Annotated in this window: 10 protein-coding genes and 1 pseudogene; all 11 read left to right on the forward strand. The window is 51.3% G+C overall.

The genetic code is table 11. The features are described from left to right. The first annotated feature begins 58 nt into the window (after window positions 1–58). The 11 genes and pseudogenes from purU (at window position 59) to ureC (ending at window position 13,780) form a co-directional block, all read left to right on the forward strand. Complete coding sequence (purU, locus tag CBP31_RS14105) at window positions 59–928, forward strand: formyltetrahydrofolate deformylase (protein WP_087038299.1); 870 nt, start codon at window positions 59–61, stop codon at window positions 926–928. A 65-nt stretch (window positions 929–993) separates the two neighbouring features. Then, the gene (locus tag CBP31_RS14110; RefSeq protein ID WP_087038300.1) at window positions 994–2,943 is read left to right on the forward strand and encodes a bifunctional metallophosphatase/5'-nucleotidase; all 1,950 of its coding nucleotides are present in this window, start codon (window positions 994–996) and stop codon (window positions 2,941–2,943) included. 180 nt (window positions 2,944–3,123) lie between these two features. Continuing rightward, complete coding sequence (locus CBP31_RS14115) at window positions 3,124–3,693, forward strand: hypothetical protein (protein ID WP_087038301.1); 570 nt, start codon at window positions 3,124–3,126, stop codon at window positions 3,691–3,693. Window positions 3,694–3,710: 17 nt separating this feature from the next. After that, window positions 3,711–5,618, forward strand: a complete 1,908-nt coding sequence (locus CBP31_RS14120) for a putative bifunctional diguanylate cyclase/phosphodiesterase (protein WP_227875045.1) — start codon at window positions 3,711–3,713, stop codon at window positions 5,616–5,618. A 450-nt stretch (window positions 5,619–6,068) separates the two neighbouring features. Then, a pseudogene (gene prpB / locus CBP31_RS14125) lies at window positions 6,069–6,908 on the forward strand (methylisocitrate lyase); the annotation flags it as partial. An 82-nt stretch (window positions 6,909–6,990) separates the two neighbouring features. Further along, window positions 6,991–8,103, forward strand: a complete 1,113-nt coding sequence (gene prpC, locus CBP31_RS14130) for a bifunctional 2-methylcitrate synthase/citrate synthase (RefSeq protein WP_087038302.1) — start codon at window positions 6,991–6,993, stop codon at window positions 8,101–8,103. A gap of 429 nt (window positions 8,104–8,532) precedes the next feature. Then, window positions 8,533–9,984, forward strand: coding sequence for a bifunctional 2-methylcitrate dehydratase/aconitate hydratase (locus CBP31_RS14135; RefSeq protein WP_087038303.1), 1,452 nt, complete (start codon window positions 8,533–8,535; stop codon window positions 9,982–9,984). Between the two features lie 505 nt (window positions 9,985–10,489). Then, window positions 10,490–11,362, forward strand: coding sequence for an urease accessory protein UreD (locus CBP31_RS14140; protein WP_161492530.1), 873 nt, complete (start codon window positions 10,490–10,492; stop codon window positions 11,360–11,362). Window positions 11,363–11,446: 84 nt separating this feature from the next. Continuing rightward, on the forward strand, window positions 11,447–11,749 hold the full coding sequence (locus CBP31_RS14145) for an urease subunit gamma (RefSeq protein WP_087038305.1): 303 nt from the start codon (window positions 11,447–11,449) through the stop codon (window positions 11,747–11,749). Window positions 11,750–11,760: 11 nt separating this feature from the next. Next, a complete protein-coding gene (locus CBP31_RS14150) occupies window positions 11,761–12,081 on the forward strand; it encodes an urease subunit beta (protein ID WP_087038306.1) in 321 nt (106 codons plus the stop codon). After that, a complete protein-coding gene (gene ureC / locus CBP31_RS14155; protein WP_087038307.1) occupies window positions 12,074–13,780 on the forward strand; it encodes an urease subunit alpha in 1,707 nt (568 codons plus the stop codon). The genes CBP31_RS14150 and ureC overlap by 8 nt, the downstream gene beginning before the upstream one ends. Window positions 13,781–14,003 lie beyond the last annotated feature (223 nt).

The following is a 14,003-nucleotide window of genomic DNA, read 5'->3' on the forward strand; positions in this document are numbered from 1 at the left end:
CCGCAAACTAGCGCCCCCTTAACAGGGTATTTGATGAATTAGGGGTAGGAGTACCGTAGTGGCTAAGCCGAAGAACACCTATTATCTCACTGCTCATTGCCCTAGCACCTTAGGCACCATGGATGTGCTGACCCGTTATTTGTGCGAGCAGCAATGTTACGTGGTAGAAATGCAGACTTTTGATGATATCGAAAGCGCGCACTTTTTTATTCGCATGGAGTTTCGCCCCCCCGCGGATCACGCCTTTGATGTGGAGCAGTTTCGCCAAGGCCTCGCCCCCAGAGCCGCCGAGTTTGGTATGCAGTGGGAGCTAACGGCGGCAAGCCTGAGGCCGAATGTGGTGATCATGGTGTCGCGTTTGGATCATTGCTTAAACGACTTATTATATCGCTATCGCACCGGTCAATTAGCCATTGAAATTCCGGCCATTATTTCTAATCATCCGGATTTACAACGCTTGGCCGACTGGCACCATATTCCGTTTTACTATTTGCCAGTTGATGATAGCAATCGCGCCCTGCAAGAAACGCAGGTGTTGCAGCTGATCAATGAGTGCCAAGCGGACTTAGTGGTGCTGGCGCGTTATATGCAGATGCTAAGCCCTGAGCTGAGCACAGCACTTACAGGTAAAGCCATTAATATTCATCATTCGTTATTACCCGGCTTTAAAGGTGAGCTGCCTTATCATCAGGCTTATGACAAAGGTGTCAAGCTGGTGGGGGCCACTGCTCATTACATTGATAACCACTTGGATGATGGACCCATTATTAGCCAAGGAGTAGAGGTGGTGGATCACAGCCATTATCCCGAGCAGTTAATTGCCAAGGGGCGCGATATTGAATGTCGAACCTTGGCCCGCGCCGTGCAAGCGCACATTGAAGGGCGGGTATTTTTACACCAGGGTAAAACCGTGGTTTTTAGCAGCTAGTCGGTTATGTGTGCTCTTTATTTGATTTTTTAATCTCATTATATTTTTTCGGAGTGTCTAGTTACATGAATAAAACCCTGATGGCGAGCTTATTGGCGTTAGCGCTAACCGGTTGTGCCAGCTCACAATCGGATCAGCCTTTTAGCCTGACCTTGGCGCACATTAACGATACCCAATCACATTTTGATGCCGATGATGTGCGACTCAGCTTTGCCAATAAAGCGGTTTACACCAGAGCCGGTGGCAGTGCGCGCGTCTTTAACTACGCCAATCAACTGCGTGAGCAAGCCCACACTAACAATCAGGCGTTTTTATTTTTACACGCCGGTGATGCGTGGCAGGGCAGCGGCTATTTTACTCAGCACAAAGGCGCCATGAATGCGGATATTCTCAGCCGCATGCAACTCGATGCCATGACCCTGGGTGAGCGCGAGTTTGCCCTCGACAACCGCCATCTGGCGTCTTTTATTGAGCAAGTCGACTTTCCAGTGTTGGCGGCCAACCTAGATGCCCGCCAAGACGCGGATTTACAAGCGGTAGAAAATCTTCAGCCTTATGTCTTGTATGCCTTTAAAGGCAATAAGAAAAAACGTGTGGCGAGCGTTAAAGACGCGGGTAAATCTCCGGTAGTAGCGGTATTGGGCTTGGTAAGACAAGACATGGCGACGGCGGGCAAGCAAGTGGGCCAGCTGAGCTTTGAGCAAGAAGTGAGCCGTGCTCAAAGCACAGTTAACGCGCTTAAAGAGCAAGGCGTGAGCCACATAGTGGCGCTGACGCATTTAGGGCTGGAACGCGATAACCAGCTGGCGCAAAAAGTGAATGGCATTGATGTGATAGTTGGTGGCCATGCCCAAGGTTTATTGGGCGATTTTACGGCGCTGGGTGGCACTAAAAACGAACCTTATGCCCGCCGCTTTACTAACCCTGATGGCCGTGGCAGCACCTGTGTGGTGCAATCGGGCCAGTTTGGCCAAGCCATAGGCAAAGTAACGGTGACTTTTACCTATGATGGCCGTGTCAGCCAGTGTGAAGGTGGCAATACCTTATTAGTCGACCAGCAGTTTTACACTGATGTACGCCGTAATGACACTCAACGAGTGAGCGAACAACAGCAGCAAAGCATTATGGCGGCCATTGCCGATGCCGATGCCGATAACATCGCCATAGTGGCAGAAGATAAATCCTTGCAGCAATACATTGCCAAAGAATATCAGCCAGCCTTATTAAAAGCGTACGGCAAGGTGATTGGTGTTGTGCCCCAGACTTTGGCTCACGCCCAGTTACCAGTAACCGGCAAAAGCTCACAAGTTGCTCCTTTGGTGGCGGCCAGTCAGCTGTATTGGCTAAATACACAGGGCGTACAATCTGTGACCGGTCGTCAGGCGGATTTTTCCTTGGTTGCTGCCAGTGCCATTAATCAAGGTGTCGAAATAGGGGCCATTAAAGCCGGCCAAATAAGCATGGAATTGTTGCCTGGTAATAATCCCATTAGTTTGGTGTCATTAACCGGCCATCAGGTAGCAGGCTTATTGCTTGAAGCCATTAATGGTGCCATTGCGCCTAACGCTGATGGCGGCAGCTTCCCTTATGTGGCGGGTTTGCGTTATCAATTTAATGAAACCAGTCGTGGCCGAGGTTACTTGAGCCGCATTGAGTATGCACGCAATGGTCAGTGGACGCGTCTTGATCCTAATACCCAGTATCAAGTGGCGCTAACGGGCTTTCACGCTTTGGCTAACGGCGGTGGACAGACCTTGTTTGATGCTCAGCAAGTGCTCACAGATCGTATCGACCTTGCCTATGTAAACGGTAACTTGGCCGCGTTCCCTGTGGCCAGATTGAGTAAAAATGCCCAAGGCGCCATTGAGGTGAACTATATTAATCAGCCCCTTAATTGCCAGCAGGCGCAGGTGAGCTGTAATACCCCAGCGTATGCCTTTACCGATTATGTGCGAGATAATAGGCCGGCACTCACGGCCTTAGCGGAGCCTGGCATTAGCCTGAATCGCTTGTAAAAAATAACGAGGCCCGAACAATTCGGGCCTCGTTATTTGGTGTTATAAGTGGGACTTTTTTGGAGCTTATTTTAACGCCATCACGGCTACACGTCATCACGGTCACGAATATAGACAAGGTCCTCGATAATAAACCTGCTATGTTTTATATACTCTATCGAGTCTTATTTAGGGGGAGCCATGCGAATTAAAAAAACACCGTTGTTGAGGCCTACGCAATGGCTGTTGGGAGCCGTCTTATGTGGTGTAACGCTCAGCTTTACCGCGGACGAGGCGCTAGCGGCGGAACCTTTGTCGGCCCCCGAAGGGCGGGTGTTGTTAACCCTTACCGGTAATATTGGGGTGACGAATTCGGGAACTAACAGCGCCCTGGAGCAAACCGAACAGGCCGAGTTTGATTTAGCGCTGCTGGACAGTTTGCCCCAGCATGAATTTGATACCGAAACCCCGTGGACCAATGGCGTGCATCGTTTTAGTGGCGTGTTATTACGCGATTTATTAGAACGCGTGGATGCGAAAGGCGTGGTGATTAAGGCGGTGGCGTTTAATGAATATTTTTCTGTCATAGACATCTCACGTCCTGAATTGAGCGGATTGTTATTGGCCACTCGTATGGATGGCGAGCCGATGAGAATTCGCGATAAAGGCCCTTCTTGGCTGATGCTGCCCTTGTCGGAGTCAAAACAACTGGATAATAAACGTTTTCACGAATTGCTGATCTGGCAACTAAGAACACTGGATGTGCAATAAATGAGGATGTGCAATAGGTGAAAAAATTCAAACTCTTGGTCATGACCGCCATAGTGGTGTTGTTCAGTGCCAGCTCCCTGTATAGCTATTACCGCGACTTTGAAGTGGTGCGCTATGTCTCATCCACCGTTAAGGCGGTGGGCTGGAGCAGTTCAGAGTTAGAAATGGAAGTGGTGAAGTTTGACCAAGCTCTGACCGCGTTAGCAGCTGGCCTAGAAGACAACGAGTATCTAGAGCTGCGCTTTGAGGTGCTCTGGAGTCGGGTTAATAGCTTATTAGCAGGTAAAGAAAATCGCCCACTGCGTGAGCAGCCTGGCGTATTGCCCTTGCTTGGCAGCTTATCAGAGCAATTAAGATTATGGGAAGACGACGTTTATGGGCTTAGCGGCGGAGATGTCGCGGCCATTGTGGCGTTGCGCGAAGAGCTTACCCATTTTCATCAATTAGCCCGAGAAATTAACGTTGATAACTTTTCTGGCGATAATATTTGGCGCCAGCTCGATGTGCTGCAAGACACGCGGCTGAGATCCTCGCTCTCCTTGGCGGGGCTGCTGCTCAGTGGTGCCTTGATGCTGCTGTTATTGGTGCGCGAAAACCGCCGCAATCGACAATTGGCTTATCACGACATTCTGACCGGTTTGCCGAATCGCATGCATTTTTACCAGCTTATAGATCAGGCGATGCAGTGGGCGGATCGCCATGACCGCTCTTTGGCGGTGCACATGGTCGATCTCGATGGCTTTAAGGCCATTAATGACAGCTTGGGTCATAAAGTCGGCGATAAAGTATTAAAAATAGTGGCAGAACGCTTGCAAACGGCTCTCGGCGAACAAGGCCAAGTGGCACGCTTAGGCGGCGATGAATTTGTGATCATTCAGCGTTTGCCCAGCTCAGAAGAGGCCAGCCCCATGGCCACCGTGTTGTGGCAGGCCATCGTGCGCGATGTAGAGCTAACGGATGGCTGTTTGTCCCCACAAGCCAGCATAGGCACCAGTTTATATCCGGCACAAGCGTCGAGTGTAACCGAGCTGCTCAGTCATGCGGATACGGCCATGTATTACGCTAAACACAGCCGCAGCCATGCCACTCAATTGTACGAAAGTGGCATGGATGAGCGGCGTCTGCGTCGCCAAAAATTAGCGGTTGCTTTGCAAACAGCCATAGAGCAAGACACATTAACGCTGCATTATCAGCCTATTTATAGCTTAGCCACCGGTAAAATTGAGTCCATTGAAGCCCTGTTGCGTTGGCAATCCGTGGAGCACGGCACTGTGTATCCGCTGGAGATTATCGCCGTGGCCGAGCAGCACGGCTTGGCTCATCGTCTTAATGAATGGGTGCTGCACACGGCCTGCAGTCAGCTGCACTTCTGGCACCAGCGAGGCTATAAGCCGCTGAAGGTAAACGTCAATATTAGCCCTAGCATCTTTATGGACGGTGAGCTGGCCAATACGGTGCGCCGAGTATTGCAGCAAACCCAACTCAGTGCCGCCGCTTTGGTGTTAGAAATTACCGAAGACACCAGTTTGTGGGATACCGCAGGCTCTGCGGAGACCCTAGAGCAACTGCGTGCGCTGGGTATTGAGATTGCGCTCGATGACTTTGGTACTGGTTATTCGTCTTTTAGTCATTTGCGCCAATTGCCGCTCAATAAGCTTAAAATTGATAAGTCGTTTGTCGCGGATATGGTGACCGACGTGCGTGCCCTTAATTTGGTTAAAACCATTATCTCACTGGCGCACAGCCTAGATATGAGGGTAGTGGCCGAGGGCATAGAAGATGCAGCACAACAGGATAAGCTTGCGCAACTAGGCTGTGATCTCGGCCAAGGTTACTGGCTCGCCCGCCCCATGTCGGCCACCGCCATGAGCGAAGAGTTAATGGCCAAAGCGGCGCGCCATCTCAGCGTAGCTAAAGCGCAGTGAACTTAAGCGGGCCTGCGTAGCTGGCGGGTTTTAAAACCAAAACTAGAACCAAACCGAGCCGAATAAATTGGCTCCTACAAAAACCGTGCACTTGTAATCGCTGCTTTACCTGCAAAACTCTGCGCAGCGGATGCTTTAAAGATTTATGCCTGCGGCATAATGCGAGAACAAGTGTTCGCCTACAAAAGATTCTAAACTCCTCGTCTGACCCCTGTTTTGATACAAAACATGCTACCCCCAGATATTTTCTTCACTTACCCCTCCAGACTTTCCTAACTGTTCTAGTATCTAAACGACTCTATTAGCAAAATGAGGCTGCCTAGCAGCTGCGCTTACCGTTAGGTGAAACCTTGTATTTAGGTAAACCTTGTCGCTTAGGAGAATCGAAGGAGAGGAGCCATGAAGCACAGTTTATTAGCTCGCTTAGCGGCAGTTTCTGCTGGCTCGACGATGCACTCTTCACCATCTGGCCCGTTAGTAATAGTGGGTGCCATTAATGCCTATAGCGCCATGCAGGCAGAGCTTGCAGGGCATCAAGCGCTGTATTTATCCGGTGCTGGGGTGGCCAATGCCTCTTATGGACTGCCCGACTTAGGCATTACCAGCCTCAATGACGTATTAGAAGATGCACGCCGTATTACCGCTGCCAGCGATTTGCCCTTATTAGTGGATGTGGACACTGGTTTTGGCGGCGCTTTTAATATTGCGCGTACGATACGAGAAATGGAGCGCGCCGGTGTCAGTGCCATTCATATTGAAGATCAAGTGGCGCAAAAGCGCTGCGGCCATCGACCTCACAAAGCTATCGTCTCCCTTGATGAAATGGTGGATCGCATTAAAGCGGCGGTGGATGCCCGCACCGATAGCAATTTCACCATAATGGCGCGCACCGATGCGTTGGCCGTAGAGGGCTTAAACAGTGCTATAGATCGGGCTCAGGCCTGTGTGGCGGCCGGTGCCGATATGATTTTTCCCGAAGCTGTGACCCGCTTGGTGGATTATCAGGCATTTTGTGCCGCCGTGTCTGTACCTGTGCTGGCCAATATTACTGAGTTTGGCCAAACCCCATTATTTACTCAAACCGAGCTGGGCGCGGTAGGGGTGGCCATGGTGCTGTATCCGTTGTCGGCCTTTCGTGCCATGAGTCAGGCGGCGGAGCGAGTCTATAAAGAGCTGCTTAGCGACGGTCATCAGCGCCATGTGCTGGAATTGATGCAAACCCGAGAGCAGCTTTATCACACCCTTGGCTATCATGAATATGAAGCCAAGCTGGATGCTTTATTTAACGCTGCCGCTAACCCTTCAACTCCACTATCAACTACAACTTCTGATACAGAACCCCCTTTGGTTTTAGCTAAAAGAGGAACTCAGCATGACTAACACCCAAGGCTTGCGCGGCCAAAGTGCCGGCGACACTGCCATTAGCTCGGTGCAAGCCACCGGCACGGGGCTGGCTTATCGCGGCTATAACGTGGTGGACTTGGCCAGTAAGGCTCAATTTGAAGAAGTGGCGTTTTTGCTGCTCAAAGGGTATTTGCCCAATAAAGGTGAGCTTGCCGCCTTCCACAGTCGCTTGGCGGCGAATCGAGGCTTACCGGCGGCATTGCGTACGGTACTGGAGTTAATACCGGCGTCGGCACATCCCATGGACGTGCTGCGCACCGGCTGCTCTGTGCTGGGCAACCTAGAAACCGAAACCCACTTTAGTGAGCAGCAAGCGGCGGCGGAGCGCATCATCGCTTTGCTGCCCGCCATTATTTGCTATTGGTATCGCTACACCCACGATGGCGTACGCATCGACACCCTACTGGACGATACCAGTGTGGCGGGGCATTTCTTACATATGTTGCGCGGCAGTGCGCCGAACGAGCTCGATACCAAAGTGATGAACTGCTCGTTAATTCTGTATGCCGAGCATGAGTTTAATGCTTCCACTTTTACCGCCCGCGTCTGTGCTTCCACGCTCACCGATATGCACTCTGCCGTTACCGCCGCCATCGGCACCTTGCGCGGCCCTTTGCACGGCGGCGCCAACGAAGCCGCCATGGCCATGATTGCCCTGTGGAATACTCCCGATGAGGCCGAGCAAGGGCTGATGGAGATGCTGGCGCAAAAGCAGAAAGTAATGGGTTTTGGTCATGCGGTCTATAAAAGTAAAGATCCGCGTAACGCCATTATTAAAGCGTGGGCGAAAAAACTCAGTGAGTCGGTGGGCGATCGGCAGTTATATCCAATTTCTGAGCGGGTAGAAGAAGTGATGGCGCGGGAGAAAAAGCTGTTTGCCAATGCGGACTTTTATCATGCCAGTGCTTACCACTTTATGGGCATTCCCACCCAAATGTTTACGCCCATTTTTGTACTCAGTCGCGTAACCGGCTGGGCGGCGCACATTATGGAGCAGCGAGCGCACAATCGTATTATCCGACCCACCGCTGACTACATAGGACCCGAGGCTCAAGCTTGGAAACCCATCTCTAAGCGTTAACCTTGCCACGGAACAAGAGGCCGCTTTAGCCGGCCGGTTTTACGTAGTAAAACAAGAACCTACAAACCACATCAATGTTAAACAAGGTGTGATTTGTAGGTAGTCTTTGTCAATGCCGTGCGATTTTAAGATTTTGGTGGCGCGACGCGCCACCGGCCAGCTAAAGCGGCCTCTACGGTGCAACGTTGTGAAAATTGGCGTGGCTGTGGTTTTTTAACGTATGGCTAACAGGATACTCGATATCCTTATGTAACCCATTGAATTTATTGACGCTGAGATCACTGAGACACGGCTGAGCTTTGTGGATAATCAGGTACCCATTAAAAATTAGTTTTTGTTGTTTTACTTTTCCGTGTATTCCGTGGCTAAGCAGCCTTTAATCATTAAGAACAAACATCACACGATTTACGCACAACTCTAGGAGCGCTAATGAGCAAGCATGTGGAGCACAATCAGCGACCGGCGCCGGATGCCTTGTTAGTCAGCATTGCCGATTATGTGATGGATTATCAGATAACTTCAGATGCGGCATATAACACCGCACGGCTGTGTTTGATGGACACCCTAGGCTGTGGCTTGCTGGCGCTGCGTTTTCCAGAATGCACCAAGCATCTCGGCCCCATAGTGCCGGGCACCACAGTGGCGCACGGGGCGCGGGTGCCGGGTACCTCTCATGTGCTGGACCCGATTACGGCGGCCTTTAATATTGGTTGTATGATCCGCTGGCTGGATTTTAACGATACTTGGCTGGCCGCCGAGTGGGGGCATCCCTCTGATAATCTGGGTGCCATTTTGGCGGTGGCGGATTACACAAGTCGAGTGGCGCAGGCCGAGGGCAGGGCGGGACTCACTATGCAAGATGTGCTCACCGCCATGATCAAAGCTCATGAAATTCAAGGAGTGCTGGCGCTAGAGAATAGCTTTAACCGCGTAGGACTGGATCATGTGTTATTAGTGCGCGTGGCTTCTACTGCTGTGGTGACACAGCTGTTGGGCGGCACTAAGGCACAGGTGATAGATGCATTATCTCAAGCGTGGGTGGATGGCTGCGCGCTGCGCACCTATCGCCATGCGCCCAATGCGGGCTCGCGCAAGTCTTGGGCGGCGGGGGACGCTACCGCGCGCGCCGTGCGTCTGGCCATGATCACTCTGAAAGGTGAAATGGGCTTGCCCTCTGTGCTTAGTGCGCCGCAATGGGGATTTAATGAGGTACTATTTAACGGCCAACCCATCCGGCTAAGCCAGCCTTTTGCCAGCTATGTAATGGAAAATATCTTATTTAAGCTCAGTTTTCCTGCGGAGTTTCACGCGCAAACGGCGGTGGAGTGCGCACTGCAGTTGCACCCACAGCTTAACGGTCGCATCGATGATATCGCCCGCATCGAAATTAGCACCCATGAGTCGGCGATGCGCATTATTTCCAAGCGTGGTGAGCTGAATAATCCCGCCGACCGCGATCACTGCCTGCAATACATGGTGGCGGTGCCTTTGTTGTTTGGTGAGCTGGTAGCCGAGCATTATGAAGATGACTTTCACCAAGCACATCCGGCTATCGATGTGCTGCGCGAAAAAATGCAGGTCACGGAAGAGGCCAGCTACAGTGCCGATTATCTGCAGCCGGATAAGCGTGCCATCGCTAACGCCATACAGGTGTTTTTTAAGGACGGTAGCCACACCGCTAAAGTCGAAGTGATGTATCCCATCGGTCACAAGCGCCGCCGCGCAGCAGGCCTGCCGGTATTAGAACAGAAATTTGTGCGTAATTTGCAGACTCGTTTCCCCCCGGCGCAATGCCAAGCCATTATCGAGGCCTGCCAACACCAAGCACAGTTAGCTAAGCTGTCGGTCGTGGATTTTATGGGTTTATGGCTGATTAATTAACCTAAGTAATGGAATTTATCGTTTTGCTGCGCAAAGGTTTTAATGGAGAACAGATCTAAAAGGGACTTTTAATGGGTAAGGGCTAAGCTCGGTCTTATGTTCTGGTTTTAAACAAATCGCCAGCTACGCTGGCCTGCCGAACTCCTCTTTACCAAAGAGACGGTGGGCTACAAGAGACCTCTGGTTTTTGTAGGCGTCTTATTTTTAGGTAAGAGTATTCGCGCATTACACCGCAGGTGTAAATCTTAAAACCGGCCTCTACGTTGGGGATAAGCCAACACCCCTTGGCGCCTTGCACCAATAGGGTGCAAGGCAGGCTTTCCCGCACCTTAGCGCACTTTTTCCCGCACTCTGCGGGTGCCTAGTGGTCACGTTTATTGTTATTATGGCGCGAGAAAGCTCCTTCTCTTACATAATAAGTTGATTTTATAAGATAATTTATAGTTGGCATTAAATTTGCTTTACTATGAATACTTACAGAGCAACCCTAACCTGGCTTATTTTGATGAGTGCAACGCAAAGCTTTGCCCCTCGTGGCTATGGCGCAGATCGACAATGGCTAGCCGAGCTAGAAGTAAAACTGGTTCCCATAGCCGATAAAACACATCTCAAACAGCTCGCCTTTAGCGGCCCCTTGCGTATTCAACGCCCTTTTTATCCTGAAGGCGGTGTGTGTCACCTTTATGTGCTGCATCCTCCTGGCGGCTTGGTATCAGGCGATCAGCTAAAGATCCAAGCCCATTGTGCTGCTAATAGCCAAAGTCTGTTGACCACCCCCTCTGCCGGTAAAATTTATGGCCGCGACAGCGATGGCGTGGCGCAAGGGCAAAGAGTGCGGCTGCAATTAACGGATAACGCCGAATGTGAATGGCTGCCGCAAGAAACCCTCGTTTATCGCAATGCCAATGCCCTGCTCGACACCCACATAGAGCTGGATAGCGATGCGCGCTTTATTGGCTGGGATTTAGTGTGTCTTGGTCGTCCCGCCGCCGGTGAAGTATTTGATAAAGGTCAGTTAGACCAGCGCATTCGCTTATGGCGCAACGGCCGCTTACTGTTTAACGAACGCTTGCAACTTACCGCAGACAGCAGTTTGCAGCACAGCCGAGTGGGGTTTGCCGACCAGTGTGTGTTTGGCACGCTAGTCGCCAGTGGTCCAGATTTTGATACCGAGCACTTAGATGCCTTGCTTAATGAGTTGCGTGCTTGCCTGCCCAGCCCCGTTTTTACCATTACCCAACGCTTAGGCGTGCTGCTGGTGCGTTATTTAGGCAATGATATGAATGAATGCCGGGCTGGCATGTGGCAGGCGTGGTCGTTGATCCGGCCTATGCTGTTAGGGCGCCCGGCCTGCATTCCGCGAATTTGGCTGACCTGAGTTTAGTAACATGAGTTGGCATAGCTGCATTGAATAACATGAATTTAGCAAACTTAAATTAGGCAAACACGAAGGAACACAAACATGGAACTGAGCCCAAGAGAAAAAGATAAGTTGCTGCTGTTTACCGCCGGCCTAGTGGCTGAGCGTCGGTTGGCACGGGGCTTAAAGCTCAATTATCCCGAGTCTGTGGCCTATTTATCTGCGGCTATTTTAGAAGGTGCTCGCGATGGACGCACCGTGGCCGAGCTAATGGGCAGTGGCCGTAATTGGCTCACCCGTGAGCAAGTAATGGATGGCGTACCGGAGTTGATTTTAGAAGTACAAGTAGAAGCCACCTTTCCCGATGGCACCAAGTTGGTCACCCTGCACAACCCCATTCAATAATAGGAGCCGAGATGAAACCAGGAGCGTTACAGCTGGGCGCCGGCGATATTGAACTAAACGTAGGGCGTGAGCGTCGCACCCTAATGGTGGCCAACACCGGTGACAGACCCATTCAGGTGGGATCGCACTATCATTTTGCCGAAGTAAACCCCGCACTTAAATTAGACCGCGCACAAGCACGAGGTTTTCGGCTCGACATCGCCGCCGGCACCGCCGTGCGCTTTGAGCCAGGCCAAGAGCGCCGCGTTACCTTAGTAGCGTTAGCGGGCTTGCGCCGTGTGTACGGTTTTAGGGGAGAAGTGATGGGCCCATTAGGAGAGCAAGATGTCTAAAATTAGTCGCACCGCTTACGCAGAAATGTTTGGCCCTACCACAGGTGACCGAATTCGCCTCGCCGATACCTGTTTATGGATCGAGATTGAGCACGACTATGCCCACTATGGTGACGAAGTGACCTTTGGTGGCGGTAAAGTGATTCGTGATGGCATGGGCCAGAGCCAACTGGGTGATGCGGACACGGTCGATACGGTGATTACCAACGTGGTTATTTTGGATCACTGGGGCATCGTCAAAGCCGATGTGGGCATTACCGATGGCCGCATTGTCGCCATCGGCAAGGCCGGTAATCCGGATATTCAAGATGGCGTGACCATTAATCTGGGTGCCTGCAGTGAAGTGATTGCCGGTGAGGGCAAAATCCTCACCGCTGGCGGCGTAGACAGCCATATTCACTATATTTGCCCACAACAGATTGAAGAGGCTATTTGCTCGGGCATTACCACCATGATTGGTGGGGGCACAGGGCCGGCTACTGGCAGCAAAGCCACCACCAGCACCCCGGGTGCTTGGCATATTGCTCGCATGTTGCAAGCCACCGACCAACTGCCCATGAACTTTGGCTTTTTGGGTAAAGGCAGTGCCAGTGTGCCAGGCCCATTACGCGAGCAGCTAGAAGCGGGCGCCATGGGGCTTAAGCTACATGAAGATTGGGGCTCGACCCCAGCGGCCATTGATTGCTGCTTGTCGGTCGCCGAAGAATACGATGTGCAAATTGCCATTCATACCGACACCTTAAATGAGTCGGGATTTGTTGATGACACCTTGGCGGCGTTAAAAGGGCGCACCATTCATACCTATCACACCGAAGGCGCCGGCGGCGGTCATGCGCCAGATATCCTCAAAGCCTGCAGCTTGCCCAATGTGTTGCCCTCGTCCACCAACCCCACTCGTCCTTACACGGTGAATACCGTAGACGAGCATTTAGATATGCTGATGGTATGCCACCATCTGGATCCTAATATTCCGGAAGACGTGGCTTTTGCCGACTCGCGTATTCGTAAAGAAACCATAGCCGCCGAAGATATTTTGCAAGACTTAGGGGTGATCTCGATGATCTCCTCAGACAGTCAAGCCATGGGCCGCGTGGGAGAAGTGGTGTGCCGCACCTGGCAAACCGCTCATAAAATGAAACAACAGCGCGGTTTATTGCCAGAAGATGAGAGCTTAGGCTGCGATAACTTTCGCGCCAAACGCTATATCGCCAAATACACCATTAACCCGGCCATTACCCACGGTGTGGGCCACCTAGTGGGCTCAATAGCCGTGGGTAAGCTGGCAGATTTAGTATTGTGGGACCCGGCTTTCTTTGGCATTAAACCGGCCTTAATTTTAAAAGGCGGCACCATTCCCTATGCGCCTATGGGCGACATTAATGGCTCTATTCCAACGCCGCAACCGGTACACTACAGACCCATGTTTGGCGCACTAGGACGCTCTGCCTCCGCCTGCAGCGTGACCTTTGTCAGCCAAGCGGCCTTGCAGCGAAACTTAGTATCAGAGTTGGGGTTAACCCGTGAATTGGTGGCTTGTGTTAATACTCGCAATATTCAAAAACAAGATATGATCCACAACGGGGCTACGCCTGAACTAGAAGTGGATGCACAAACCTATGAAGTGCGGTGTGATGGCGAACTGTTAACTTGCGAACCTGCCGACGTACTGCCGCTGGCGCAGTTATATATGTTGTTTTAGGTATCTAGCTGTTTTTAAAGCGAAGATCTTGCAACGGAATCCACAGAACCCACGGAAAAATTAAGCAGGGATAACAACGAAAAGTACCAAAGAACTTATTGGTAAGAGCGTAATCTAGCGCTGGGATCCAACACCTGGGCTTCCCCCGCATTAATGCTTCTCTTATTAAGATCTGACCATAAAATACGTTACGATTTTATCTTTTTCTGTGGGTTTCGCGGGT

This window comes from Oceanisphaera profunda, assembly GCF_002157895.1.
GTDB classification, from domain to species: Bacteria; Pseudomonadota; Gammaproteobacteria; order Enterobacterales; family Aeromonadaceae; genus Oceanimonas; species Oceanimonas profunda.

Coding starts and splice junctions, on each gene's coding strand:
- CBP31_RS14110 (WP_087038300.1), top strand. CDS start 994: ATGAATAAAACCCTGATGGCGAGCTTATTGGCGTTAGCGCTAACCGGT.
- CBP31_RS14115 (WP_087038301.1), top strand. CDS start 3,124: ATGCGAATTAAAAAAACACCGTTGTTGAGGCCTACGCAATGGCTGTTG.
- prpC (WP_087038302.1), top strand. CDS start 6,991: ATGACTAACACCCAAGGCTTGCGCGGCCAAAGTGCCGGCGACACTGCC.
- CBP31_RS14135 (WP_087038303.1), top strand. CDS start 8,533: ATGAGCAAGCATGTGGAGCACAATCAGCGACCGGCGCCGGATGCCTTG.
- CBP31_RS14140 (WP_161492530.1), top strand. CDS start 10,490: ATGAGTGCAACGCAAAGCTTTGCCCCTCGTGGCTATGGCGCAGATCGA.
- CBP31_RS14145 (WP_087038305.1), top strand. CDS start 11,447: ATGGAACTGAGCCCAAGAGAAAAAGATAAGTTGCTGCTGTTTACCGCC.
- CBP31_RS14150 (WP_087038306.1), top strand. CDS start 11,761: ATGAAACCAGGAGCGTTACAGCTGGGCGCCGGCGATATTGAACTAAAC.
- ureC (WP_087038307.1), top strand. CDS start 12,074: ATGTCTAAAATTAGTCGCACCGCTTACGCAGAAATGTTTGGCCCTACC.